This window comes from Pseudomonas sp. H2_D02, assembly GCF_054677635.1.
Genome location: NZ_CP162816.1, coordinates 5,579,818 through 5,604,478, shown reverse-complemented (window position 1 = coordinate 5,604,478; position 24,661 = coordinate 5,579,818). Strand labels below are relative to the sequence as shown.

At 59.2% G+C, this 24,661-nt stretch carries 26 protein-coding genes, 1 tRNA gene and 1 pseudogene; 22 read left to right on the top strand and 6 right to left on the bottom strand.

Going from position 1 to position 24,661, the window contains the following annotated elements; genetic code table 11:
* Positions 1–39: 39 nt before the first annotated feature.
* Genes AB4N42_RS25795 through AB4N42_RS25785 form a run of 3 tightly spaced genes read right to left on the bottom strand, consistent with a single transcriptional unit; the run spans position 40 to position 3,624 of the window.
* Positions 40–621, bottom strand: a complete 582-nt coding sequence (locus tag AB4N42_RS25795; protein ID WP_217861369.1) for a cob(I)yrinic acid a,c-diamide adenosyltransferase — start codon at positions 619–621, stop codon at positions 40–42.
* 2 nt (positions 622–623) lie between these two features.
* A complete protein-coding gene (locus AB4N42_RS25790; protein ID WP_030140814.1) occupies positions 624–2,660 on the bottom strand; it encodes a sensor histidine kinase in 2,037 nt (678 codons plus the stop codon).
* A gap of 46 nt (positions 2,661–2,706) precedes the next feature.
* Positions 2,707–3,624, bottom strand: coding sequence for a putative 2-dehydropantoate 2-reductase (locus AB4N42_RS25785; protein ID WP_030140813.1), 918 nt, complete (start codon positions 3,622–3,624; stop codon positions 2,707–2,709).
* A gap of 142 nt (positions 3,625–3,766) precedes the next feature.
* On the opposite strand from AB4N42_RS25785, the gene AB4N42_RS25780 reads away from it, so the two are divergent.
* Both AB4N42_RS25780 and AB4N42_RS25775 read left to right on the top strand, forming a co-directional pair.
* On the top strand, positions 3,767–4,252 hold the full coding sequence (locus AB4N42_RS25780) for a YajQ family cyclic di-GMP-binding protein (protein ID WP_030140812.1): 486 nt from the start codon (positions 3,767–3,769) through the stop codon (positions 4,250–4,252).
* 129 nt (positions 4,253–4,381) lie between these two features.
* Entirely contained in the window at positions 4,382–5,224 is an 843-nt protein-coding gene (locus AB4N42_RS25775; RefSeq protein ID WP_030140811.1) for a mechanosensitive ion channel family protein, read from the top strand.
* 166 nt (positions 5,225–5,390) lie between these two features.
* On the opposite strand, the gene AB4N42_RS25770 is transcribed toward AB4N42_RS25775, so the two are convergent.
* A complete protein-coding gene (locus tag AB4N42_RS25770) occupies positions 5,391–6,647 on the bottom strand; it encodes an OprD family porin (RefSeq protein WP_030140810.1) in 1,257 nt (418 codons plus the stop codon).
* 819 nt (positions 6,648–7,466) lie between these two features.
* Here AB4N42_RS25770 and AB4N42_RS25765 point away from each other — a divergent pair.
* Complete coding sequence (locus AB4N42_RS25765) at positions 7,467–7,892, top strand: HIT domain-containing protein (protein ID WP_198797896.1); 426 nt, start codon at positions 7,467–7,469, stop codon at positions 7,890–7,892.
* A 3-nt stretch (positions 7,893–7,895) separates the two neighbouring features.
* Positions 7,896–8,102 (top strand): SlyX family protein, encoded by a 207-nt coding sequence (locus tag AB4N42_RS25760; protein WP_217861372.1) that lies wholly within the window; start codon positions 7,896–7,898, stop codon positions 8,100–8,102.
* A gap of 69 nt (positions 8,103–8,171) precedes the next feature.
* On the opposite strand, the gene AB4N42_RS25755 is transcribed toward AB4N42_RS25760, so the two are convergent.
* On the bottom strand, positions 8,172–8,777 hold the full coding sequence (locus AB4N42_RS25755; protein WP_030140807.1) for a cold-shock protein: 606 nt from the start codon (positions 8,775–8,777) through the stop codon (positions 8,172–8,174).
* Positions 8,778–9,171: 394 nt separating this feature from the next.
* On the opposite strand from AB4N42_RS25755, the gene AB4N42_RS25750 reads away from it, so the two are divergent.
* The 18 genes and pseudogenes from AB4N42_RS25750 (at position 9,172) to AB4N42_RS25665 (ending at position 22,976) form a co-directional block, all read left to right on the top strand.
* On the top strand, positions 9,172–9,645 hold the full coding sequence (locus AB4N42_RS25750; protein WP_460115531.1) for a Dps family protein: 474 nt from the start codon (positions 9,172–9,174) through the stop codon (positions 9,643–9,645).
* 206 nt (positions 9,646–9,851) lie between these two features.
* Entirely contained in the window at positions 9,852–10,193 is a 342-nt protein-coding gene (locus AB4N42_RS25745) for a ribbon-helix-helix domain-containing protein (RefSeq protein ID WP_407682695.1), read from the top strand.
* A gap of 208 nt (positions 10,194–10,401) precedes the next feature.
* Complete coding sequence (locus AB4N42_RS25740; RefSeq protein ID WP_003178589.1) at positions 10,402–10,623, top strand: FmdB family zinc ribbon protein; 222 nt, start codon at positions 10,402–10,404, stop codon at positions 10,621–10,623.
* A gap of 75 nt (positions 10,624–10,698) precedes the next feature.
* Positions 10,699–12,474: an aspartate--tRNA ligase gene (gene aspS, locus AB4N42_RS25735; RefSeq protein WP_181288678.1), complete on the top strand. Its 1,776-nt coding sequence runs from the start codon at positions 10,699–10,701 to the stop codon at positions 12,472–12,474.
* Between the two features lie 119 nt (positions 12,475–12,593).
* The gene (locus tag AB4N42_RS25730) at positions 12,594–13,340 is read left to right on the top strand and encodes a YebC/PmpR family DNA-binding transcriptional regulator (protein ID WP_030140803.1); all 747 of its coding nucleotides are present in this window, start codon (positions 12,594–12,596) and stop codon (positions 13,338–13,340) included.
* Between the two features lie 152 nt (positions 13,341–13,492).
* Positions 13,493–14,017, top strand: a complete 525-nt coding sequence (gene ruvC / locus AB4N42_RS25725) for a crossover junction endodeoxyribonuclease RuvC (RefSeq protein ID WP_030140802.1) — start codon at positions 13,493–13,495, stop codon at positions 14,015–14,017.
* Between the two features lie 113 nt (positions 14,018–14,130).
* Positions 14,131–14,739: a Holliday junction branch migration protein RuvA gene (ruvA, locus tag AB4N42_RS25720; protein WP_053213395.1), complete on the top strand. Its 609-nt coding sequence runs from the start codon at positions 14,131–14,133 to the stop codon at positions 14,737–14,739.
* Entirely contained in the window at positions 14,740–15,801 is a 1,062-nt protein-coding gene (ruvB, locus tag AB4N42_RS25715; RefSeq protein ID WP_109753807.1) for a Holliday junction branch migration DNA helicase RuvB, read from the top strand.
* 127 nt (positions 15,802–15,928) lie between these two features.
* Positions 15,929–16,400: pseudogene (ybgC, locus tag AB4N42_RS25710) on the top strand (tol-pal system-associated acyl-CoA thioesterase).
* On the top strand, positions 16,390–17,085 hold the full coding sequence (gene tolQ / locus AB4N42_RS25705) for a protein TolQ (protein ID WP_030140798.1): 696 nt from the start codon (positions 16,390–16,392) through the stop codon (positions 17,083–17,085). The pseudogene ybgC and the gene tolQ overlap by 11 nt, the downstream one beginning before the upstream one ends.
* 23 nt (positions 17,086–17,108) lie before the next feature.
* Entirely contained in the window at positions 17,109–17,561 is a 453-nt protein-coding gene (gene tolR, locus AB4N42_RS25700) for a protein TolR (protein WP_161796096.1), read from the top strand.
* The gene (tolA, locus tag AB4N42_RS25695) at positions 17,561–18,640 is read left to right on the top strand and encodes a cell envelope integrity protein TolA (RefSeq protein WP_030140797.1); all 1,080 of its coding nucleotides are present in this window, start codon (positions 17,561–17,563) and stop codon (positions 18,638–18,640) included. Before tolR ends, tolA begins: the two co-directional genes overlap by 1 nt.
* Before the next feature lie 53 nt (positions 18,641–18,693).
* Complete coding sequence (gene tolB / locus AB4N42_RS25690; RefSeq protein WP_407682692.1) at positions 18,694–19,938, top strand: Tol-Pal system beta propeller repeat protein TolB; 1,245 nt, start codon at positions 18,694–18,696, stop codon at positions 19,936–19,938.
* Between the two features lie 52 nt (positions 19,939–19,990).
* Complete coding sequence (gene pal / locus AB4N42_RS25685) at positions 19,991–20,488, top strand: peptidoglycan-associated lipoprotein Pal (RefSeq protein WP_030140795.1); 498 nt, start codon at positions 19,991–19,993, stop codon at positions 20,486–20,488.
* A 6-nt stretch (positions 20,489–20,494) separates the two neighbouring features.
* Positions 20,495–21,328: a tol-pal system protein YbgF gene (gene ybgF, locus AB4N42_RS25680; protein WP_030140794.1), complete on the top strand. Its 834-nt coding sequence runs from the start codon at positions 20,495–20,497 to the stop codon at positions 21,326–21,328.
* A 167-nt stretch (positions 21,329–21,495) separates the two neighbouring features.
* Positions 21,496–22,143 carry a 7-carboxy-7-deazaguanine synthase QueE gene (gene queE, locus AB4N42_RS25675; protein WP_030140793.1) on the top strand — a complete coding sequence of 216 codons (648 nt, stop codon included), beginning with the start codon at positions 21,496–21,498 and terminating at the stop codon, positions 22,141–22,143.
* Position 22,144: 1 nt separating this feature from the next.
* Positions 22,145–22,837: a 7-cyano-7-deazaguanine synthase QueC gene (gene queC / locus AB4N42_RS25670; RefSeq protein ID WP_030140792.1), complete on the top strand. Its 693-nt coding sequence runs from the start codon at positions 22,145–22,147 to the stop codon at positions 22,835–22,837.
* Positions 22,838–22,900: 63 nt separating this feature from the next.
* Positions 22,901–22,976: transfer RNA gene (locus tag AB4N42_RS25665), tRNA-Lys, on the top strand.
* A gap of 188 nt (positions 22,977–23,164) precedes the next feature.
* Here the strand turns inward: AB4N42_RS25665 and AB4N42_RS25660 are convergent.
* Positions 23,165–24,598, bottom strand: a complete 1,434-nt coding sequence (locus AB4N42_RS25660; protein WP_030140791.1) for a hypothetical protein — start codon at positions 24,596–24,598, stop codon at positions 23,165–23,167.
* Between the last annotated feature and the right edge of the window lie 63 nt (positions 24,599–24,661).

Here is a 24,661-nt window from a genome sequence, read left to right as displayed (position 1 = left end):
GGGAGCGAGCTTGCTCGCGATGGCGGCCTCAAGAACGATTCAGCCCTCAGGCTTGGCCGCCGCCTCCCAAAGCACCTCCGCCACCCCCTGCCGCCGGGCAATGACCCGTGCGGCCACGAACAACAGGTCCGACAACCGATTGATATAGGCCAGCCCCGGCCCGGCCAACGGCTCCACCGCGTTCAGTTGCTGGCAACGACGCTCGGCACCACGGGCCAGCGCTCGGCAGACGTGCGCTTGCGCGATCAAGGAAGAGCCACCGGGCAGGATGAAGTTCTCCAGCGGTCCCAGCTCCTCGTTCCACAGATCGATCGCCGCTTCCAACCGCTCGATTTCCGCCACGTTCAAGGCTTGGTAAGCCGGCATCGCCAGTTCACCACCCAAGTCGAACAGCCGGTGCTGACAAGGCGCCAACACCGCGATGACCTCCTGCAGCGCGGGATGCCGGGTTGTTTCTTCGGCTAGACCGGCCAGCAATAACCCTAGCTGGCTGTTCAGCGTATCCACTTCGCCAATCGCCTCGACCCGCGGGTGATCCTTTGCCACGCGGCGGCCATCGCCCAGCCCCGTTTCACCTTTGTCACCGGTGCGGGTGTAAATCTTCGACAGGCGAAAACCCATGTTCAGCGCTCCACTGGCTTGTTTTCCTGGGCCACCATCGAAGTGCCCGCCAGGGGCAGGCGCAGGGTGAAGCATGTGCCCTGGCCTGGCGCGGATTGCACTTCCATCTGGCCCTTGTGATTGTTGGTAATGATGAAATACGAGACCGACAGCCCGAGGCCCGTGCCCTGGCCGATTTCCTTGGTGGTGAAGAACGGCTCGAAGGTGCGTTTGCGCACGTTCTCGCTCATGCCGATGCCGTTGTCCTCGACCTGGATTTCCGCCCATGGCGGATTCAGGCGAGTACGCAGGATGATTCGGCCGGGCTCGCTATCGTCCTGGCGTTGATGAATGGCCTGGGCAGCATTTTTCAGCAGGTTGAGCAGCACCTGTTCCAACTCGTTGGCCGTACCGGGCACCGGCCCCAGGTTCGGGTCGAACTGGCGGGTGATCGCCTGGCCCTTGAAGTCGAAGCCGATCGCCAGGTCGAAGTCGTTACCGGCAATTTCGACGGCCTGGTCGATCAGCGCCGGCAGGTCGCAAGGCGCCATTTGCCGCGTGCTGCGCCGGCTGAAACTGAGCATGTGAGTGACGATTTTCGCCGCCCGGGCGCCGGCCTGCTGGATGCCGTCGAGCAATTGCGGGATCTCGCGGCTTGCCAGGTAACGGTTGACCACTGGCAAGTCGATACCCAATAGCTCGGCCTGTTCCAGATTCTTCGGCAGTTCCGCCGACAGGCGTCGGCGGATGTTCTGCACGTTGTGCAGGATCGCGCCGAGCGGATTATTGATCTCATGGGCCATGCCTGCCGCGAGGCCACCGACCGAGAGCATTTTCTCCGACTGCACCATCATTTCCTCCAGCGACAGGCGCTGGGTGATGTCGTCGATGCGGATCACCACGCCCCGCCCGGCGCCGCCCATCAGTGGATAGAAAGTCAGGGCGTAGTGCCGGGCTTCGTCGTCCTTGGTCCAGGTGACACGCTCGATTTTCGCCACCGTATGCTGTTCGACCGTTTGCTTGAGTTGGGGCAGGTACGGCTTCAGGGGTTCGAAAGCGAGGAATATCGGCTGGTTCAGCGCTTCGTCCAGTCGTGTGCCGGAGAGCGCGCTGGCTTCCTGGTTCCATTGGGTGACGTAGAGCTGCTCATCGAGGGCAATCAGCGCCGATGGCATGGAGTCGATGATGCTGTTGAGGTAGTTCTGGAAGCCGGTGAGTTTTTTCTCGATCTTGCTGCGCACCTGGACTTCCAGCTCCAGCTTGCGGTTGGTGTGGCGGGTTTCTTCCGCCAGGCCCTGGGCTTGGTCATAGGCCGCCTGGGAGTCGTCCCGCGCACGCTTGAGTTGCTGCTCGCGCGCTTCGATCCGCGACAGCATGGTATTGAACGCCTCGGCCAGGCTGCCGATCTCATCATGATTGCCACGGGCGGCGCGCAAGGCGTAATTCTCCTCGCGGGTGACCTGGCGCGACAGCTCTTCGAGTTGGTGGATCGGTTGCGTGATCAGGCGTTTGATCTGCTGGGCAATGACCAGCCACAGCAGCACGCTGAAAATCAGGATGCCGAGGCTGGCGGTCAGGGTGCCGGTGTAGAACGCCGTGGGCAATTCACTGCTGGCCACCAGCAACAGATGGCCGGGCGCAGTGCCGGGACGGGGCAGGGTGATGATCTGGTTGCTGCGAAACTCACCGGCCTGCCAGGCATGTATGTTGCGGTAATGGTCCGGCAGCTTGAGCTTTTCGCCCTGTTGCAACTGTGCCAGGCGTTCGCCTTGGCCGTCGTACAGCGCTGCCGCCCTTAGCGGTGCGTAGCTGTTGAGTTCGTCGAGCAGGCGCTGGGCGCTTTGGGGTGATTGCAGCGCGTCGGCGATCAGGCTCGGGTTGGCCACCAGTCGGCCGATGGTCTGCAACGCCTGGGGCGCCATGCTTTCCTGGGAAATGTAATAGGCCGCGCTGATGAAGGTCAGGTTGGCCACCAGCAGGACGGTGGTCAACAGCACCAACAGGGCCGCCAGCAGTTTCTGGCCGACCGGGAGATTTTCAAGACGCTGGCGCAATGGCATCGGACTCGTCGCTAACAAGGAACACGAGGGCCAGCGTAGCCGCTGCTCAGTCGCTGGGCAATCCGAGGTTGTCCAGGTGGGTAATCAGTCGTTGGCGCATTTGTTCAAGGTGCGGCACCGCCACGCCATGCCGCTCGGCGACTGCGCAGGCGTGGCCGAGCAGGTAGCTGATTTCGGTGCGCCGCTGGTTGGCGACGTCTTGGTACATCGAGGAGTAATTGGCGGCGGTGGCCTGGATCACCCGCTCGACTTCTGTCTGCAAATCTTCGGCGGCGGCGGGCTGGCCGCAGCGTTCGAGCAGCTCGATGAGTTCGGCGCAGAGAGTCGCGACTTCGCAGCGATGCGCTTGCAACTCACCGTTCTTGCAATGATGAAGTACGGTCAGTGGGTTGATCGCACAATTGAGGGCCAGTTTGCGCCACAGGCGGGTGAGGATATCGGCGCTCCATTCGTGGGGGATACCCGCCGCCGCCAGGTCGTCCAGCCAGATCGGCGCGACGGGGTGGGCGGGATCCCCCAGCCAGGTGTAGCCATGGCCGGCGAAGACCACGCGCCAGTCACCGTCGCGGAACGCGCCCTCGGTGCTGGAGGCGCTGATACAGCGCGCCCGAGGCACGCAGTTGGCCACGGCGTCCTGGCTGCCGAGGCCGTTCTGCAACAGGATCAGTTCCGAGTCGCTGTCCAGGCGATGGGCGACCGAGGCAACGGCGGCTTGCGCATCGTAAGCCTTGCAGGCCAGGAGCAAGCGCTTGATCGGCTCGGGGTTGTGCACGGTTTCGCCTGGCACCGGGTAGCACTGCGCCTGGCCCTGTTCCACCAGCGTCAGGCCGCCGGCGGCGAGGTAATCCTGCAGCCGCTGTTCATTGCGCAGCACCAGCCGCACCGGCAGGCCTGCGCGGGCCAGGCGCGCGGCCCATAGCGTGCCGAGGCTGCCGGCGCCCAGGACATGCCAGGTGGTGGACATCAGTTTTTTACTCGGTTTGGTGCTGGCATCTGCGGGGCTCGCGGTAACGGCGGGGAAAGACCCGTTATAATGAGCCCGATTTTAACCACAAGCCAAGTGCGCGCCGTTTCATGAGCGCGCCTTTTTATTTGGAGAACACTACATGCCGTCATTCGACGTGGTATCCGAACTGGACAAGCACGAAGTCACCAACGCCGTTGAAAACGCCGTCAAGGAACTCGACCGTCGGTATGACCTCAAGGGCAAGGGCAGTTTCGAGTTCAAGGAAAAGGACCTGACCGTCAACCTGACCGCCGAGGCCGATTTCCAGCTCGAGGCAATGATCGAAATCCTCAAGCTCGCGCTGGTCAAGCGCAAGATCGACGTACAGTGCCTTGAAGTGAAGGACGCCTACGCCTCGGGCAAGGTGATGAAGCAGGAAGCCGTGCTCAAGGAAGGCATCGACAAGGAATTGGCCAAGAAGATCGTTGCCCACATCAAGGACGCGAAGCTCAAGGTCCAGGCCGCCATCCAGGGCGAGCAGGTGCGGGTCACCGGCAAGAAGCGTGACGACTTGCAGGAAGCCATTGCGGCACTGCGGGGCAAGGAGTTCGGCATGCCGCTACAGTTCAATAACTTCCGCGACTGACCCCTCAGTTATAGGGAACACTGTGGCGGCCGCTGGGCTGCGTAGCGGCCCCTTTGGTGGGTGCTGCGCCCCCAAGCGGGAGCAAGCTCCCTCGCCACAATTGCGTGCAACGGAAACAAGGAGAACACGATGGATTTGAACGCTGAAGTGGACCATCTGGTCAAGGCTTCCCAGGCCTGGATCCCGATGATCATGGAATACGGCAGCCGGGTGCTGCTGGCGCTCGTCACCCTGGTCATTGGCTGGTGGCTGATCAACAAGGTGACGCAGAAACTCGGGGCGCTGCTGGCCCTGCGTAACGCCGACCTCGCGCTGCAAGGGTTCATCAGTACCCTGGCAAACATCATCCTGAAGATTCTATTGATCGTCAGTGTCGCTTCGATGATCGGTATTGAAACCACCTCGTTCGTCGCGGCCATCGGTGCGGCAGGCTTGGCGATCGGCCTGGCCTTGCAGGGCAGCCTGGCGAATTTCGCCGGTGGCGTGCTGATCCTGCTGTTCCGTCCGTTTCGCATCGGTGACTGGATCGAAGCCCAAGGCGTGGCCGGTACGGTCGATAGCATCCAGATCTTCCACACCGTCATCCGTACCGGTGACAACAAGACCGTCATCGTGCCCAACGGCAATCTGTCGAACGGCATCATCACCAACACCAACCGCCAGCCGACCCGCAAGGTCGTGTTCGACGTCGGTGTGGATTACCAGGCCGACCTGCAAAAGGCCCGGGAAGTGTTGCTTGAGTTGGCCAAGGATGAACGCGTGCTGGCGGATCCAGCGCCTGAAGCAGTGATTTCCACCTTGGGCGACAGTGCGATCACGGTGTCGTTGCGTATTTGGGTCAAGACCGCAGATTACTGGAACGTCATGTTCATGCTCAATGAGCTGGCGCGGGATCGCTTGAAGGACGCGGGCATTGATATTCCGTTTCCACAACGAGTGATTCGGGTGGTTCAGGAAGGACCGGCGCAATAACGACTTGAATATAACTTGGCACTGGAGTCAGGTTATATTTAGCTAGCTTGCTATTTAATAAGTTGTGTTAAAGCTGACATTGCAACGGACATAAAAAAACCGCTCACCTGGATCAGGTGAGCGGTTTTTTGTTTGTTGCGGGTGCAGCTATCGAACTAGCACTGAATTACAAGATGCTCAGTGGGTATTCGACGATTACGCGGAAGTCGTTGTTGTCTCGGTTGCCACTGGCGGTGGTGTAAGAGGTGTTGGTGCGGTAGAAAGCGCTACGAACACGGAACGACAGGTCTTTGGCTGGACCGCTTTGCATAACGTACTTGGTTTCGAAGTCCCATTCGTGCTCTTTTGCTTCGCCATCAGCGGTGGAAATGTTGTCACCGGTAACGTAACGAGTCATGAAGCTCAGGCCAGGAACGCCGTAGGTTTTCATGTTCAGGTCATAGCGAGCCTGCCAGGAACGCTCGTCCTGACCGTTGAAGTCGGAGTACTGGATGGAGTTGGCGAGGAAAATGGTACCGCCGCCGTCAACGCCATACACGTAGCCGGTATCACCGGTGGAGCGCTGGTGAGCCAGGGTGAACTTGTGGGCACCGATGGCATAGGCTGCTGCGAGGGACCAGATGCGGTTGTCAACGTCGCCGCTGAGCTTCTGGCCTTGGTCCTGGCTGTCATAACCGTTGAAGTCGAAGTTCAGGGACTGATCTTCGTTGATCGGCAAGGTGTAGTTCAGGTTCAGGTATTTCTTTTTGTAGTGGTCTTCAACATCGGAAGCCGCTACGCCACCGACGAAATTGTCGGTGAACTGGTAGGTTGCGCCAACGATGTCAGCGGATTTCAGGCCAAGACCGTCATCACCCATGCCAGTTTGCGAGCTGATGGCGTTGAAACGACCTGCGGTCAGCTCCAGGCCTTTGATTTCTTTACTGGTGAGCAGGGTACCAGTGGCAACTTCCGGCAGCAGACGGCTGTCGTCAGTGGAGAAGACCGGGCTGGTAGTGAACTGGTTACCGTATTTCAGGACGGTGTCGGACAGACGGAATTTAACCGCGCCACCCACTTTCGATTGTGTGTCTTCCAGGTTGCCGTCGCTGTCACTAGCGAACAGACCGTTACCGGCACGACCGCTGCCGCCATCGAGGCGAACGGTGCCAAATGCGAAGCCGTCAACGCCTACACCAACGGTGCCTTGAGTGAAGCCCGACTCGTAAATGGCACGAGCGGCAACACCAGACTCTTCACGATAACTTTGACGAGTGTTTGGTTCGTTCTTGAAATCACGGTTCATGTACAGCGCACGGGTCAGAACGGTCAAGCTCTGATCTTCGATAAAACCCTTGGATTCCTCTTGGGAGGACGCCATTGCGAACTGCGAGGTACCGGCCGAAACAGCCAGTGCGATCATGCTCCACTTCATCACGCGCATCGTGATTTGCTCCTTTGGTTTTTAGAAGAGTACTGCCGTCCCACCTGTTTTTTTATCTGGGCGGCTCTTTCTTTTTGTGTCGGCGCAAACTTATATCACGTCGACATTCTTTGGCGATACTTGCCCATTCAACCTTTCAGCTTCTTTACGACCATGTCGCCAATGGCTCGATCCATGTCGCATTTCAGCTGAGCCGAGGTGTGCGGAATGACAACTTCAAGTTGTTCTTTGATTGCACGCTTCGGTGTAAAGAGTCCGTAAGTCCAACCTTGAAGCTCCTGAGGGCAGCCTTGCCACTTTAATTCTCAGGCCTGCAGGTTCCGCTTCCGGCGGCTCCTGTAGACGATATGGGCATGAATGCAACAAGCATGCACAAACCCGGATTTCGTTGACATTTTTTTCACAATTTAGCTGCGGTTGCGGTGAAACCTCATGAAACCGGGCTCCAAAGGCCTTGTTTTAAATGGGGTTGACTGTCAGGCAGCTGTCATGTTTGAAACCGTTGGAACTCACGCGACAACCAAAAACGTTACCGGTTCACCCCTTCAGTGGGTAAAACGCGGATGTCACGTGGACTGAGCGTAGACGCATTGTGCTGTTTTGGTGCAGAAAATCTTCAAGCTGTGCGAAAAGCGGACAGTCCTTACACCTGCTCGACGCAAAATGCGCCGTTACGGCACTCGGCGCACGGCATTGGTGCGCCGGGGCGGTGTGCAGTGAACGTTCCGTCGTTCACGGGTATGCTGGTCGCATGTGTCCAAGGTCGGCCGGTAGCGCCGCCAAATCGGCACAATCATCAATGAGCGAGGAGTACGCGCGGTGTTTGCCTTAGATCCACGATTGCAACAAGACACATTGCCCATCGGCGATTTCCCGCTTTGCCGGTTGCTCTTGTCCAACGACTCGAACTACCCGTGGTTCATCCTCGTGCCGCGGCGGGACGATATCAGTGAATTGTTTCAATTGGATGACGCTGATCAACAGCAGCTGTGGAAAGAAACCACGACGCTGGCCGAGACGCTCAAGGACTCGTTCGACGCCGATAAACTGAACGTTGCAACCTTGGGTAACGTTGTCAGTCAATTGCACATGCATGTAATCGTGCGCAAGCGGGACGATGCCGCCTGGCCGGCGCCGGTGTGGGGCAAGCATCCGGCACAGCCTTATGATGCAGGGCAGGTCGCGGCCATTCGCGAACGCTTGCGAGCGGTCCTGACCGATGATTTCAAGTTCCTGGAGGGCTGAACCATGAACCTTGAAGAGCGTGTAACCGACCTTGAAAGCCGCCTGGCATTCCAGGACGACACCATCCAGGCGTTGAACGACGTGCTGGTGGAGCAGCAGCGAGTCGTCGAGCGCTTGCAGCTGCAGATGGCGGCGCTGCTCAAGCGCCAGGAGGAGATGGCCGGGCAGTTCGAGTCTTTCGAGGAAGAAGCGCCGCCTCCCCACTACTGACGAACCCGAACGACGGGCACAAAAAAACCGCGAGCAGCCAGGCTGCATCGCGGTTTTTTTACACTTGGATCAGCGGCGCGGTAGCGCGGCGATCACGTCTTCGGCTTGCAGGCCCTTGTCGCGATGCATGACCGAGAACTCCACGCGCTGGCCCTCGACCAGGACGCGGTGGCCTTCGCCACGAATGGCCCGGAAATGGACAAAAATGTCATCGCCGGAATCACGGGAGATGAAACCGAACCCCTTGGACGTGTTGAACCACTTCACCGTGCCGGTATCGCGGTTGGACATGTCGTAGTTTTGCGGTGCGGCGGACGGCGACGACTTCTTGTAGAAGCTGACGGCCAAGTGCAGCAGTACGGCGAGCAATGCCGCCGCCAGGCTGGACAGGATGGCGGGTTGGCCGCCGATTTCCGGCATGGGCGCCAGCAGGGTCAGGGTTTGCAAGGCAACGGCCAGTACCAGCAGGGCACTGACAAGGTTTTGCAGTTGATGACGTGGACCTTTGTTCCAGTAAGGGATAACGGGTGCCAGTGTCAGGTTGAGCAGGCCGAAAAAGGCCAGGTAAAGCGCGTCGGGATGTTGCAGGTAAGGTGTGGCTTCGGAACCCAGGCTAGGGATGAAGGACAGCAGCAGGGCAGCTGCGCCCATTAGCAAGTGGACGATTTTCAACATTTTGATTGGCTCACGGTTAAGACAGATCACAAGGAAGAGCTGATCGGGGGCGGTTCGCTCCAGAACAATGAGAGGCGTAGTAATACGTACCCGAATCAGCCTATGCGCGACGCCCGGAAAAATAGGCGTAGCGACACACTGCCTATTTAACAGCAAAGCCCGAGCCTTCTCAAACGTGTTGCTGGCGTGCCGGACGCTGTTCGTCGGCGGAGCGGCTGCGGGCTCCAGAAGATGCCACGTGAATAAGGATTCGATTTCAGGTTTTTCCGGAACCGCCCGCCATCCCGGCTTGTCGGTTCAGGACGGCTGGCGATTTGTCGCAGGCCTCAGGCGGCGACACCCGCTAGAGTGAAATGACCGCTGTCGAATTCATCACGTCAGGAGATCAAACCACATGGCCATTGATATCGGTATCAGCGAAGAAGACCGCAAGTCCATTGTCGACGGGCTTTCACGCTTGTTGTCTGACACCTATGTGCTGTACCTCAAGACCCACAATTTCCACTGGAACGTTACCGGTCCGATGTTCCGGACGCTGCACCTGATGTTCGAGGAGCAATACAACGAGTTGGCGCTGGCGGTTGACCTGATCGCCGAGCGAATCCGTGCGCTCGGCTTCCCAGCACCCGGTTCTTACTCGGTATATGCGCGCTTGTCGTCCATAAAGGAAGAAGAGGGTGTGCCTGGCGCCGAGGACATGATCCGGCAATTGGTCGAAGGGCAGGAAGCAGTGACTCGCACGGCCCGTGGCATCTTTCCTTTATTGGACAAGGTCAGCGACGAACCCACCGCCGACCTGCTGACCCAGCGCATGCAGGTCCATGAAAAAACCGCCTGGATGCTGCGTTCGTTGCTGGAGGATAAGTAAGCCACGCCCAGGCGATGGTGTTGCCGTTGGCATCATCGCCTGGGCGTCAGGTTCCAGGGCTGCGTAATTTGTCGCCAGTCTTCTGTCGGCTTGTCCTACGTTGATGGTCAAAAAGTCATCTGGAACTGGCGAGCCCGTTGAGCTTCCATAGAGCCACAGATCGGTTGTTCCGACTGAGGCTCGTATGGCAAAGGAGTGTCAACGGTATGATTCAAGGAAAAGAACCCCGGGAAGATGGGGGTGGACGCTTGCAGTCTATCCGCGTCGACCCGTTCGTCAGGGGTTTCAATATGCAACTGGCCCGTCCCCTGGCCCGCTCTATCCGGCTCAATGGGTTCGCCACCTGCCTGCGGCTGGAGCAGGTCTATTGGGATATTCTCGGCGACATGGCGCACCTCAACAGTTGCTCCATCAGCACCTTGCTGTCCCATGTGGACAGGGAGGTACACCTGCGCCATGGCGGCGTGCGCAATTTCAGCGGGCTGGTGCGTGTTGTCTGCGTTGTTCACAGTTTGAAGGACGCCGGGATGGAGCATGGTGGGGCGTAGGAGCTGCCGAAGGCTGCGATCTTTTGATCTTGATCTTGACTCTTCGCTTTTGACTCAAGTGTCTGGGGCAAGATCGCAGCCTCGTTGCACTCGTCAGCTCCTACACGCGGTCTTACGGCTGCACAGGCCGCATTTAATGGATATAATCCCGCTCTTTGCCGCAAAGCCCCGCTTTTGCGCGAGTAACCTGATCGCCGAGACAACCCCCATGCCGATGTACGACTATCAATGTGCTTCCTGTGGTCATCAGATGGAAGCCATTCAAAAGATCAGCGCGGCACCGCTGGTCGACTGCCCTGCCTGCCAGGCACCAGAACTGAAAAAGATGCTATCCATGCCTGGTTTCCGCCTCGGTGGCACCGGCTGGTATGAAACCGACTTCAAGACCGGCGCCAAGAAGAACCTGGCCGGTGGCGACAAGGCTGATTGAGTTGAATACGCGCGAGTTCTTGCACGGGCAGGGCCTCCAACCGAATGTCGAATTACGAGAAGTGAAACCACTACCATGATGCGCAGCCATTATTGCGGCCAACTGAACGAAAGCCTGGAAGGCCAGGAAGTTACTCTTTGCGGATGGGTTCATCGTCGCCGTGACCATGGCGGGGTGATTTTCCTCGATATCCGTGATCGTGAAGGCCTGGCCCAGGTGGTGTTCGATCCGGACCGCGCTGAAACCTTCGCCACCGCCGACCGCGTGCGCAGCGAATACGTCGTCAAGATCACCGGCAAGGTGCGCCTGCGCCCAGCCGGCGCCGGCAATGCCAACATGGCGTCCGGCATGATCGAAGTGCTGGGTTATGAGCTGGAAGTGCTGAACGAAGCGGAAACCCCGCCGTTCCCGCTCAATGAATACTCCGACGTCGGTGAAGAAACGCGCCTGCGCTACCGCTTCATCGATCTGCGTCGCCCGGAAATGGCCGAGAAGCTGCGCCTGCGTTCGCGCATGACCACCAGCATCCGTCGCTACCTGGATGAAAACGGCTTCCTCGATGTCGAGACGCCGATCCTGACCCGCGCCACGCCGGAAGGCGCCCGCGACTACCTGGTGCCGAGCCGTACCCACCCCGGCAGTTTCTTTGCCTTGCCGCAGTCGCCGCAGCTGTTCAAGCAACTGCTGATGGTGGCCGGGTTCGATCGCTACTACCAGATCGCCAAGTGCTTCCGCGACGAAGACCTGCGTGCCGACCGTCAGCCTGAGTTCACCCAGATCGACATCGAGACCAGCTTCCTCGATGAAAAAGACATCATGGGCCTGACCGAAGGCATGATCCGCAACCTGTTCAAGGAAGTGCTGGACCTGGAATTCGGTGAGTTCCCGCACATGACCTTCGAAGAGGCCATGCGCCGCTACGGTTCCGACAAGCCTGACCTGCGTAACCCGCTGGAACTGGTGGACGTGGCCGACCAGCTCAAGGATGTCGAGTTCAAGGTGTTCAGCGGTCCTGCAAACGACCCGAAATGCCGTGTTGCCGCCCTGCGCGTACCAGGCGGTGCGAGCATGCCACGCAGCAAGATCGACGATTACACCAAGTTCGTGGGTATCTACGGTGCCCGCGGCCTGGCGTACATCAAGGTCAACGAGCGCGCCAAGGGCGTTGAAGGCCTGCAGTCGCCAATCGTGAAGAACATCCCCGAAGCCAACCTCAACGTGATCCTCGATCGTGTTGGCGCGGTCGATGGCGACATCGTGTTCTTCGGCGCCGACAAGGCCAAGATCGTCAGCGAAGCCTTGGGTGCGCTGCGGATCAAGGTCGGTCACGACCTGGAGCTGCTCACTTGCGAGTGGGCGCCGATGTGGGTCGTGGACTTCCCGATGTTCGAAGAAAACGATGACGGCAGCTTCTCCGCGTTGCACCACCCGTTCACCGCGCCGAAGTGCTCGCCTGAAGAGCTGGAGGCCAACCCGGCCGGCGCACTTTCCCGGGCCTACGACATGGTCCTGAACGGCACCGAGCTGGGTGGCGGTTCGATCCGTATCCACCGCAAGGAAATGCAACAGGCGGTGTTCCGTCTGCTGGGCATCAGCGAAGCCGAGCAGGAAGAGAAGTTCGGCTTCCTGCTGGACGCCCTGAAATACGGCGCCCCGCCCCACGGTGGCCTGGCCTTCGGCCTGGATCGCCTGGTGATGTTGATGACCGGCGCCCAGTCGATCCGCGAAGTGATCGCGTTCCCGAAAACCCAGAGCGCGGCCGATGTCATGACCCAGGCGCCTGGCGTCGTGGACGCCAAGGCGTTGCGCGAGTTGCACATCCGCCTGCGTGAACAGCCAAAGGCTGAGTAAGGCTGGCACCTGAGAGGGCGCATCTTCGGATGCGCCTTTTCGTTGGGGTCGATATTTCTGATTGCCGCCACTGCGCAAGCGCAGGGCGGGCAATGTTCCAGAGCGAAACGGAGCGAGTTATGGCAGGTCATTCCAAGTGGGCGAACATCAAGCACCGCAAAGAACGTCAGGATGCCAAGAGAGGCAAGATTTTCACCAAGTGGATCCGTGAGCTGACGGTCGCGGCCCGCCAGGGTGGCGGTGATCCGGGTTCCAACCCGCGCTTGCGCCTGGCGCTGGATAAGGCGCTGGGCGCGAACATGAGTCGCGACATCATCGACCGGGCCATCGCCCGTGGCGCTGGCGCCACCGAGGCCGACAACGTTGAAGAGCTGACCTATGAAGGCTACGGCCCAGGCGGCGTGGCGGTGATGGTCGAGTGCATGACCGACAACCGCAACCGCACCGCCGCGGCCGTGCGTCACGCCTTCAGCAAATGCGGCGGCAACCTGGGCACCGATGGCTCGGTAGCCTACCTGTTCGAGCGCAAAGGGCAGATCAGCTTTGCGCCGGGCGTCGACGAGGATGCGCTGACCGAAGCGGCCCTCGAAGCCGATGCCGACGACGTGGTCAGCCATGAAGACGGTTCGTTCGACGTGTTCACCTCGTTCGCCAGCTTCTACGCCGTGCGCAACGCCCTGGAGGCGGCCGGTTTTGCGCCTGCGGACGCGGAAATCGTCATGCAGCCGACCACCAGCGCCGAACTCGACCTGGAAGGCGCCGAGAAGGTACTCAAGCTGATCGACATGCTGGAAGACCTGGACGACGTGCAGAACGTTTATTCCAACGCCGATATTCCTGAATCGGTCGCTGAACAACTCGGTTGATGGTCTTTATCGAATAGCATGAGTGCCAGGGTGGGAGCGAGCCTGCTCGCGAATGCGGTGTATCAGCCGACATTTATGTTGAGTGTGATGGCCTCTTCGCGAGCAGGCTCGCTCCCACAGGTCCAGGTAACCCCCTTCAAACCGCAGGCGTTATGACTTTAATCCTTGGTATCGACCCCGGTTCGCGCATCACCGGCTACGGTGTGGTTCGCGATACCGGGCGCGGCTGCGTGTACGTCGCCTCCGGATGCATCCGCACCGGTGCGGGTGAGCTGCATGAACGCTTGCAGATCGTTTATCGCGGCGTGCGCGAAGTCATCCAGACCTACGGCCCCGTGACCATGGGCATCGAAAAGGTCTTCATGGCCCGTAACGCCGATTCAGCCTTGAAACTTGGGCAGGCCCGAGGCGCGGCGATTGTGGCTGGGGCCGAGGAAAACCTGGAGATCGCCGAGTACACCGCGACCCAGGTCAAGCAGGCGGTCGTCGGAACCGGTGCGGCGAACAAGGAGCAGGTGCAAATGATGGTGATGCACTTGTTGAAATTGGTCAGCAAGCCGCAGATCGACGCCTCCGACGCCCTGGCCATCGCCATTTGCCATGCCCATACCCGCTCCAGTCTGTTGCCCCATGGCTTGGGAGCCGCACGCAGTCGTGGCGGGCGCCTGCGTCTCTGATAGCATCAGCGCTTCATTCATGAGCCCGAGCCTGTTGCGCCTGTATCGTCGGCCTTTATGCTCGGGTTGTTATTCGCCAGCCGGTGGCTGGACAACGCCCAAGGATCTGAAACGTGATTGGACGATTGCGCGGCACCCTGGCTGAAAAACAGCCGCCGCACCTGATTCTGGATGTAAACGGCCTGGGCTATGAGCTCGAAGTGCCGATGACCACGCTGTATCGCCTGCCGTCGGTCGGCGAGCCGCTGACCCTGCACACCCATTTGGTCGTGCGCGAGGATGCGCAGTTACTCTATGGGTTCGTTGGCAAGCGCGAGCGGGATTTCTTCCGCGAGTTGATCCGTCTCAATGGCGTCGGTCCTAAACTGGCCCTGGCCTTGATGTCGAGCCTGGAAGTCGATGAACTGGTGCGCTGCGTGCAGTCCCAGGACACCTCGGCCCTGACCAAGGTGCCGGGCGTGGGCAAGAAAACCGCCGAGCGCCTGCTGGTAGAACTCAAGGATCGCTTCAAGGCCTGGGAGGCGGTGCCCGCGATGTTCGCGTTGGTACCAAACCAGCCGGATGCGCCTGCGCCTGCGATTAGCGCTGAAAACGATGCGGTCACCGCGCTGATTTCCTTGGGCTATAAACCGCAGGAAGCCAGCAAGGCGATTTCCGCGATCAAGGAAAAAGGCTTGAGCACCGAAGACATGATTCGCCGCGCCCTGAAGGGAATGATTTAAGTGATTGAAGCTGATCGTCTGATCGCCGCCACGGGCGCCCCCCGTGACCGCGAGGAAATCCAGGACCGCGCGATCCGGCCTGTCAGCCTGGCCGACTACATCGGCCAGCCGACCGTGCGCGAGCAGATGGAGCTGTTCATCCAGGCTGCCCGTGGGCGCAGCGAGTCGCTGGACCACACCTTGATCTTCGGCCCGCCGGGCTTGGGCAAGACCACCCTGGCCAATATCATCGCCCAGGAAATGGGGGTGTCGATCAAGAGCACGTCCGGGCCGGTGCTCGAGCGACCGGGCGACCTGGCGGCGCTGTTGACCAACCTTGAACCTCATGACGTACTCTTTATCGACGAAATCCATCGGCTGTCGCCGATCGTCGAGGAAGTGCTGTACCCGGCCATGGAAGATTTCCAGCTCGACATCATGATCGGTGAAGGGCCGGCGGCACGCTCCATCAAGCTCGACCTGCCACCCTTCACCCTGGTGGGTGCCACCACCCGCGCCGGCATGCTGACCAACCCGCTGCGGGACCGCTTCGGTATCGTCCAGCGCCTGGAGTTCTACAGCAATGCCGACCTGGCAACGATCGTCAGTCGCTCGGCCGGCATCCTCGGCTTGCCGCTGGACCCGGACGGCGCCTACGAAATCGCCCGTCGGGCCCGCGGTACGCCGCGGATCGCCAACCGTCTGCTGCGCCGGGTCCGGGATTTTGCCGAAGTCCGGGCCAAGGGCCATATCACCAAGCCGATCGCCGACCTGGCGCTGAACCTGCTGGACATTGACGAACGCGGTTTCGATCACCAGGACCGGCGCCTGCTGTTGACCATGATCGAGAAATTCGACGGTGGCCCGGTGGGTGTGGACAGCCTGGCGGCGGCCATCAGCGAAGAACGCCACACCATTGAAGATGTACTGGAACCGTACCTGATCCAACAGGGCTATATCATGCGCACCCCGCGCGGGCGCGTGGTGACGCGGCATGCTTATCTGCACTTCGGCTTAAACATCCCGACACGAATGGGCGAGATGCCGGTGGTAGACGAGTTCCTTGATGCGGTAGACGATTGAACGCGCTTTGTACGACGACTTTTTTCCGGTTGGTGCTGTCCCAGACCACGCCTGGAGCGTCAATGCGTTCGAGAATGAAAAAACAGTTGCCTGGCCGATTGGCAACCTGAGGAGTAAGCACTAGAGTATGCGCGCGCAAAACGGGCTGGAGTCGTTCGCACATCGCTGTCGCGTTTATTACGAGGACACCGATGCCGCAGCGGCATCGTTTACTACGTCAATTACCTCAAGTTTATGGAACGGGCTCGAACCGAACGGCTGCGGGAACTGGGTTTCGCCCAATCCGCGCTGGCAGGGGAGGACCTGTTATTCGTCGTGCATTCCAGCGAAGCGCGTTATCACGCGCCTGAGCGCGACTGGACGACGAGCTTGTGGTGAGTGCCGATGTCATCGAGTTGAACCGCGTCAGCCTGCGCTTCAAGCAGCAGGTCAGGCGCGCTGCGGATAATGTGCTGCTCTGCGAAGGGCAGTTTTTGGTGGCCTGTGTGCGCACCCATAGTTTGAAACCCCGGGCCATTCCCGAAGCTCTACGCGCGGCTTTTGCCGGCGTGAGCGGCGCGGGTACACACTCAGAGCAGGAGATAAAGCGTGGAAGCTAACGTCGTCGACCATTCCTCCATGTGGAGCCTGGTCAGCAATGCCAGCGTCGTGGTGCAACTGGTAATGCTGACCCTGGTAGCCGCATCGGTGACCTCATGGATCATGATTTTTCAGCGCAGCAACATGCTGCGCGCCGGTCGCCGTGCCCTGGAGAGCTTCGAAGAGCGCTTCTGGTCCGGCATCGACCTGTCCAAGCTGTACCGCCAGGCCGGCAGCAACCCGGACCCGGATTCGGGCGTCGAGCAGATCTTCCGCGCCGGTTTCAAGGAGTTCTCCCGTCTGCGCCAGCAGCCCGGTGTGGATCCTGAAGCGGTCATGGAAGGCGTGGCCCGTGCCATGCGCGTCGCCATTTCCCGCGAGGAAGAAAAACTTGAACAGGGCCTGCCGTTCCTGGCGACCGTCGGTTCGGTCAGCCCGTACATCGGCCTGTTCGGTACCGTGTGGGGGATCATGAACTCCTTCCGTGGCCTGGCATCCGCCCAGCAAGCGACCCTGGCTACCGTGGCCCCGGGTATCGCCGAGGCGCTGATCGCCACCGCCATCGGCCTGTTCGCGGCGATCCCGGCCGTTATCGCCTACAACCGCTTCGCTGCCCGCAGCGAAACGCTGACCAGCCGCTACTACACGTTCGCCGATGAATTCCAGGCGATCCTGCACCGCAAAGTGCACACCAGCGAAGAATAAGCAGGTATTTCCCGATGGCTTTAATCGCTCGAGCCCGAAACAAGCGCAAGCCGGTTGCCGAGATGAACGTGGTGCCCTACATCGACGTGATGCTGGTACTGCTGGTCATCTTCATGGTGACCGCGCCGATGCTCAATCAGGGCGTGAAGGTCGATCTGCCCAAGGTTTCCAGCGAAGCCTTGCCGCAGGACAACAACACCCAGGTCCTGACCATTTCGATCAAGGCTGACAAGACCTATTACTGGAACCTTGGCAGCGAAGTCGACACCGAGAAACAGCAGGACCGGGCCATGACCCTGCCGCAGATGACCGACGCGGTGACCAAGATCATTCGTGTTGGCAACGATGCCGGCAAGCGCACCCAGGTGTTCATTCGCGGCGACAAGACCGTCGACTACGGTGCCGTGATGGGCGCCATGGGCGGCCTGCAGAAAGCCGGGGTTGGTAACGTTGGCTTGATCACTGAGGCGCCCTGATGCAGCAACAGCGAGAGCCGTCCGCCTCGGAAAGCTACTTCTGGCCTAGTGTCCTTGCCATCGGCCTGCATGTGCTGGTGTTCGGCATGCTGTTCGTCAGCTTTGCCATGACCCCGGAATTGCCGCCGGCCAAGCCGATCGTGCAGGCGACCCTTTACCAGCTCAAGTCGAAGAGCCAGGCCACGACGCAGACCAACCAGAAGCTTGCCGGCGAAGCGAAGAAATCCGCCGCGCGCCAGACTGAAGTCGAGCAGATGGAGCAGAAGAAGGTCGAGCAGGAAGCCGTGAGGGCCGCGGAACAAAAGAAAGAAGAAGCTGCTCAAAAGGCCGAAGAAGCGAAGAAGGCCGACGAGGCGAAGAAAGCGGACGAGGCTAAAAAGGCAGACGAAGCCAAGAAAGCCGACGACGCGAAGAAAGCCGCCGAAGCCAAGAAGGCAGAAGAGAAACAATTGGCTGATATAGCCAAGAAGAAAGCCGAAGAAGAAGCCAAGAAAGCCGCTGAAGAAGAGGCCAAGAAAGCGGCCGCTGAAGAAGCGAAGAAAAAGATTGTCGAGGACGCGAAGAAAAAAGCGGCCGAAGACGCCAAGAAGAAAGCTGAAGCTGAAGAGGCGAAAAAGAAAGTCGCCGAAGACGCGAAGAAGAAAGCCGCCGCCGACGCCGCCAAGAAAAAGGCCCAGGACGCAGCGCGTAAGTCCGCCGAAGAGAAAAAGGCCCAGGCCTTGGCAGATTTGCTTTCCGACACGCCGGAGCGCCAGCAGGCATTGGCCGACGAGCAGGGCGATGAAGTCGCCGGCAGTTTCGACGATCTGATTCGTGCCCGTGCGGCGGAAGGCTGGGCTCGTCCACCTTCGGCGCGCAAAGGCATGACAGTTGTATTGCAAATCGGCATGTTGCCCGACGGTACGGTTACCTCGGTCAGCGTGGCCAAGTCCAGTGGCGATGGTCCGTTCGACGCTTCGGCGGTCGCGGCGGTCAAGAACATTGGGCGGTTGACGGAAATGCAAGGAATGAAGCCGAGCGATTTTGCTCCCTATCGTTCGTTCAAGATGACATTCACACCTGAGGATCTAGCCTTGTGAGAAACCTTCTTCGATCAATGCTTGTCGTTATCTGCTGCCTGGCAGGGATAGCGATGGCAGAGGAAAAGAACATCCTGGTCACCAGCGGCAGCGACCGGGCCACCCCGATCGCCGTCGTACCGTTCGGTTGGCAGGGCGGCAGCGTCCTGCCCGACGACATGGCGGAAATCATCGGCAACGACCTGCGCAACTCCGGTTACTATGCGCCGATTCCGAAGCAGAACATGATCGGCCTGCCAACCCAGGCCAGCGAAGTCATCTACCGTGACTGGAAGGCCCTGGGCGCCCAGTACATCATGGTCGGCAGCATCGTTCCGGCGGGCGGTCGCCTGCAGGTGCAATACGCCCTGTTCAATGTCGCCACCGAACAGCAAGTGCTGACCGGTAGCGTATCGGGCAGCGTTGACCAACTGCGTGACATGGCGCATTACATCGCCGACCAATCGTTCGAAAAGCTCACCGGCATCAAGGGTGCGTTCTCTACGCGCATGCTTTACGTGACGGCTGAGCGCTTCTCCGAGAACAACACCCGCTACACCCTGCAGCGTTCCGACTATGACGGCGCCCGCGCAGTGACCCTGCTGCAATCGCGCGAGCCGATCTTGTCGCCGCGTTTTGCACCTGACGGCAAGCGTATCGCCTATGTCTCGTTCGAGCAGAAGCGTCCACGTATTTTCGTGCAGCACATCGACACCGGTCGTCGTGAGCAGATCACCAATTTCGAAGGCCTGAACGGCGCGCCAGCCTGGTCGCCGGACGGTTCGCGCCTGGCGTTCGTACTGTCCAAGGACGGTAACCCGGACGTCTACGTGATGAACTTGGCGTCTCGTTCGATCTCGCGCGTGACCAACGGCCCGGGCATCAACACCGAACCGTTCTGGGGCAAGGATGGCTCGACCATCTACTTCACCTCCGACCGTGGCGGCAAGCCGCAGATCTACAAGACCAGCGCTGGTGGCGGTGGTGCCGAACGCGTGACTTTCGTCGGTAACTACAACGCCAACCCTAAACTGTCGGCGGACGAAAAGACCCTGGTCATGATCCATCGCCAGGATGGTTTCACCAATTTCAAGGTGGCGGCCCAGGATTTGCAGCGCGGAAGCGTAAAAATCCTCACTGATAGCACTCTGGACGAGTCACCTACTGTTGCGCCCAACGGCACCATGGTAATCTACGCCACCCGCCAGCAGGGCCGGGGAGTCTTGATGCTCGTGTCCATTAATGGACGCGTGAGGCTCCCGCTTCCTACCGCTCAAGGCGAAGTCAGAGAACCGTCCTGGTCCCCTTACCTGAACTGACGCGGCGCAATACGTTTTACTTAACACACTGGGGTTCATTAGGAGTTTCACGATGGAAATGCTGAAGTTTGGTAAATTTGCTGCGCTGGCTCTGGCCATGGCTGTAGCTGTAGGTTGCTCGTCCAAAGGCGGCGACAACGCCGGTGAAGGCGCTGTTGATCCAAACGCTGGTTACGGCGCTAACACCGGTGCAGTTGACGGCTCCATGAGCGAAGAAGCTGCTCTGCGCGCAATCACCACCTTCTACTTCGAATACGACAGCTCGGACCTGAAGCCAGAAGCCATGCGCGCTCTGGACGTTCACGCCAAAGACCTGAAAGCAAACGGCGCTCGCGTTGTTCTGGAAGGCAACACCGACGAACGTGGTACTCGTGAGTACAACATGGCACTGGGCGAGCGTCGTGCGAAAGCCGTTCAACGCTACCTGGTACTGCAAGGTGTTTCCCCAGCTCAGCTGGAACTGGTTTCCTACGGCGAAGAGCGTCCAGTTGCTACCGGCAACGACGAGCAGTCCTGGGCTCAAAACCGTCGCGTCGAACTGCGTAAGTAATTCGTCATGCGAACGTGCCGTCGTGCTGTAACTGTTCTGGCTCTCAGCCTCGCGCCGCTTGCGGCGTGGGCTGCGGTTCCTGTGGTCGATAACGATGCCGGCTATAACAATAGCGGGAGCAGTTATCCGCCTGCAGGTTACGGTACGAACGGCGCCTATGCCGGGGGAGGGGTTTCGGCCCCTGTCTCGGCACAGGGCCAGCTGTTCAACCAACTGCAGCAAATGCAGGATCAGATCTCGCGCCAACAGGGTGTGATTGAAGAACTGCAAAATGATATTTCGCGCATGAAGCAGGAAAACCTGGAGCGATACCAGGATCTTGATCGGCGCATAGGAACCGGCGTTGCACCTGCCGCGACTCCTGAGAATTCTCCAGCCGGTGGCGATCTGAACGCCCCCGGTGCAGCCGCAGGCGCTGGGGCGAGTGCTCCAGCAGCACCTGCTGCCGGTGGCGAGCCGGCTGATCCGGCGAAGGAAAAGCTCTACTACGATGCTGCCTTCGACTTGATCAAGGCCAAGGATTTCGACAAGGCCAGCCAGGCCTTTGCCGCTTTCCTGCGCAAATACCCAAACAGCCAGTACGCGGGCAACGCCCAATACTGGCTGGGTGAGGTGAACCTGGCCAAGGGTGACCTGCAAGGTGCCGGCCAGGCATTCGCCAAGGTTTCGCAACTGTATCCCAAGCACGCCAAGGTGCCGGATTCGCTGTACAAGCTGGCTGACGTAGAGCGCCGCCTCGGTCACACCGACAAGGTAAAGGGCATTCTGCAGCAGGTGGTGGCCCAGTATCCGGGGACATCCGCCGCTCAGTTGGCCCAGCGCGATCTGCAGCGCATGTAAGGCTGTTTGAACCCGCTTGGAAGAAACCCGCGCCTGTCGCGGGTTTTTTCGTTAGAATTCACGCCCTTTTTATGAAACACGCTTCTTGGGATCTACGCGTTGGCGGGGTTCCTTGAGGTGCCTGACGGAGGCGGACAGCCTGTTTAGCTGTTACGCCCGTGGCGACTATGCAAGACACATTGAGAATTACCGAAGTTTTTTACTCGTTGCAGGGTGAAACGCGAACGGCCGGGCTGCCCACTGTTTTTGTGCGCCTTACCGGTTGCCCATTGCGTTGCCAATACTGCGACAGTGCCTACGCCTTCAATGGCGGCACCTTGCGCACCCTCGACGATCTCCTCGAACAAGTGGCCGGCTTCCGTCCGCGTTATGTTTGCGTCACGGGGGGTGAGCCATTGGCGCAGCCCAATGCCATCCCCTTGCTCAAGCAATTGTGCGATGCAGGCTATGAGGTTTCCCTGGAAACCAGTGGCGCGCTGGATATATCGGCGGTCGATCCGCGGGTCAGCCGCGTCGTGGACCTCAAGACTCCTGGTTCGAAAGAAGCCCACCGCAACCGCTATGAGAACATCGAGCTGCTGACGCCCAACGATCAGGTCAAGTTCGTCATCTGTTCGCGGGAAGACTACGACTGGGCGGTGTCCAAGCTGATCCAGTACGGTCTGGACCAACGGGCTGGCGAGGTGCTGTTTTCCCCTAGTCACCACGACCTGAATGCTCGGGAGCTGGCGGACTGGGTGGTGGCGGATAACTTGCCGGTGCGCCTGCAACTGCAACTGCACAAATATCTTTGGAACGACGAGCCGGGGCGCTGACATGACTGAACAATTAACCACTCCAGAAAAGCGCGCGGTCATCCTGCTGTCGGGCGGCCTGGATTCGGCCACGGTCGTAGCCATGGCCCGCGCCGAAGGCTATCGCTGCTACACAATGAGTTTCGACTATGGCCAGCGCCACCGTGCCGAGTTGCACGCCGCCGAGCGGGTCGCCCGAGACCTGGGCGTTGTCGAGCACAAGGTGATCGGCCTGAACCTCAACGGCATCGGCGGTTCCGCCCTGACTGACAGTTCCATCGATGTTCCCGAGGCGCCGAGTGAAGGCATTCCGGTGACTTATGTGCCGGCGCGCAACACGGTGTTCCTGTCCCTGGCGCTGGGTTGGGCCGAAGTGCTGGGTGCCCGTGACATTTTCATCGGTGTCAACGCGGTGGATTATTCCGGCTATCCGGATTGCCGTCCGGAGTTTGTCGAGGCCTTCGAACGCATGGCGAATCTGGCGACCAAGGCCGGCGTAGAGGGGCAGGGTTTCCGGATCCAGGCGCCTCTGCAGAACCTCAGCAAGGCTGACATCGTCAGGGCAGGGGTGAAGCTTGGGGTGGATTATGGCCTTACTGTTTCGTGTTATCAGGCCGACGATCAGGGCCGCGCTTGCGGCAAATGCGACAGCTGCCGCCTGCGTGCCGAAGGCTTCGCGGCGGCGGGTGTGAGCGATCCAACCCCTTATTTTTGATTTATTTCAAATTAAGTGTTGAATAGTCCTTAGAAATCAGTATTATACGCGCCACCACACAGCGGGTCGTTAGCTCAGTTGGTAGAGCAGTTGGCTTTTAACCAATTGGTCGTAGGTTCGAATCCCACACGACCCACCATTTTCTGTAGTTTTAAAAATCTGGAAGGCCCACGAAAGTGAGGATTTCCGGATTTTTTTTTGCCTGAAATAAAGTGCGCCCGCCCGTGCACGAAAAGCCAGCAGCCTGTCGGGGGCAGTTGCAGAGCGACCGTACGCCAACTCTGCTACCTGTCGAAGGAAGCCGCGCTCTCGATTTGATCGAGTCTTTTAGCCCCTTTTCTCGCCCGACGCAGAGCGGTGAACGCTCGGGATCAATGCTTCCCATGCGAGCCAGCGCCCTGCGTGGATCTGCCATGAGGGTACCCGGCAGCTCCACTCCTCTTGTGGTTTCCTGGCGAATATGGGTAACCGGGGTTTCCGTGCAACTTTGCTATTGAGCGTGCTGACGCAGAACTTCGAGTAACTCTTCAGCTCCTTGAGTTCGAGTGAGAGCATGTCTTTTGGGCATAACAACAGCACGTCTCCAAAGGAATACAACTGGAACGCCTCGATTTCTATTTTTTGCGAATCAAGCTGACGCGTTTTCCACATCGTGGCATCCAAGTCTTGCAGCTTGATATCGTCTGGCAAGGCGTAGCGCTCCACCGTTTGTTGGCGAACCGATAATCCTCCTGCCGCGATGTAGGTTATCTGGCTCAAACTGCCTGGCGAGAGCAATGTGAAGGCGCAAAAAGCGAAGACCATCGCCACCAGGCCATTAAAGGTCCGCCGGTAGATATCCCCCTTGAAACAATAAAATACGATGACCGGTAACAGAGTGAAGATGAGTGTCATCCAGGACAGGCCCGCTACGTAGGGAACTGTGTCGGGCGTTTCCCTCTCCATGTGCGAACGTATCGTCAAAAGGATTGGAAAGGCTGCGAAGATCACCGTCAGGAATATGGAAAGCGAGAGCACGGTGACGAGTCCGAATTCTTTGCGAGCCTGTACCCACGACAGTAGTCGTTGCCATTTTTCTTTTACGCAGCGCCGTGCGGACGCGGTCTTTTTTCCGCATTCGTGCACTAAGGCGTGCCATTTTTTCATCCAGGCTTTCGGCGGGCGGGTTGCCTTATGCGTTGAAAGCCTCTTCTTTTTTGCCTGTTTGCTGGCTTCCAGACGTTTCAAGCGGGCACGATCCAGCCTGGCTTGGACAAGTGTGCTTTTTCTGACAATTCGCTTGAATGGTGTGACGGCGTACATGAGCCAGCACACCACGAAGACGATCAGGAGCAACGCGATGAAAGTCTCCCAGGCGCCCAATGGTATGGGCGGGAAAAAGGTGGCCCAGATGAAGGCGCTAAACCCCACCACGGTCAGGACCGTCAGATAAAACAGAACCCTCGGTTGGTTGTCCTTCAAGTTAGAAAAAAGCAGAACGGAGCAGCCGAACATCCACGTGGTTCCCCCGAGGATGAATAGATATGAAAGCATCAGTAGCAGGACCAGCACGACCCAGACCAATAAAGCAGACTTCACATCGATCGACGGCATGAAGAGATCGATACGTCCAATCGTGCGGGTGTAAAGATACAGCGTGACGAACCCTAAACCTGTCGCGAGCAGGCCGAAAGTGACTGTAATTTGAGTCCAGTAGTCAAGAATGCGTTTGACGGTTTGCTTGAGCACTTCAGCGAAGGTTCTGTCAGGTGTGACGGACAAGGCGTAGCTCCCTTACGAGGTAAAAATTCCTGGCAGGTATAGTAGCGCCAAGACTCGCCAGTT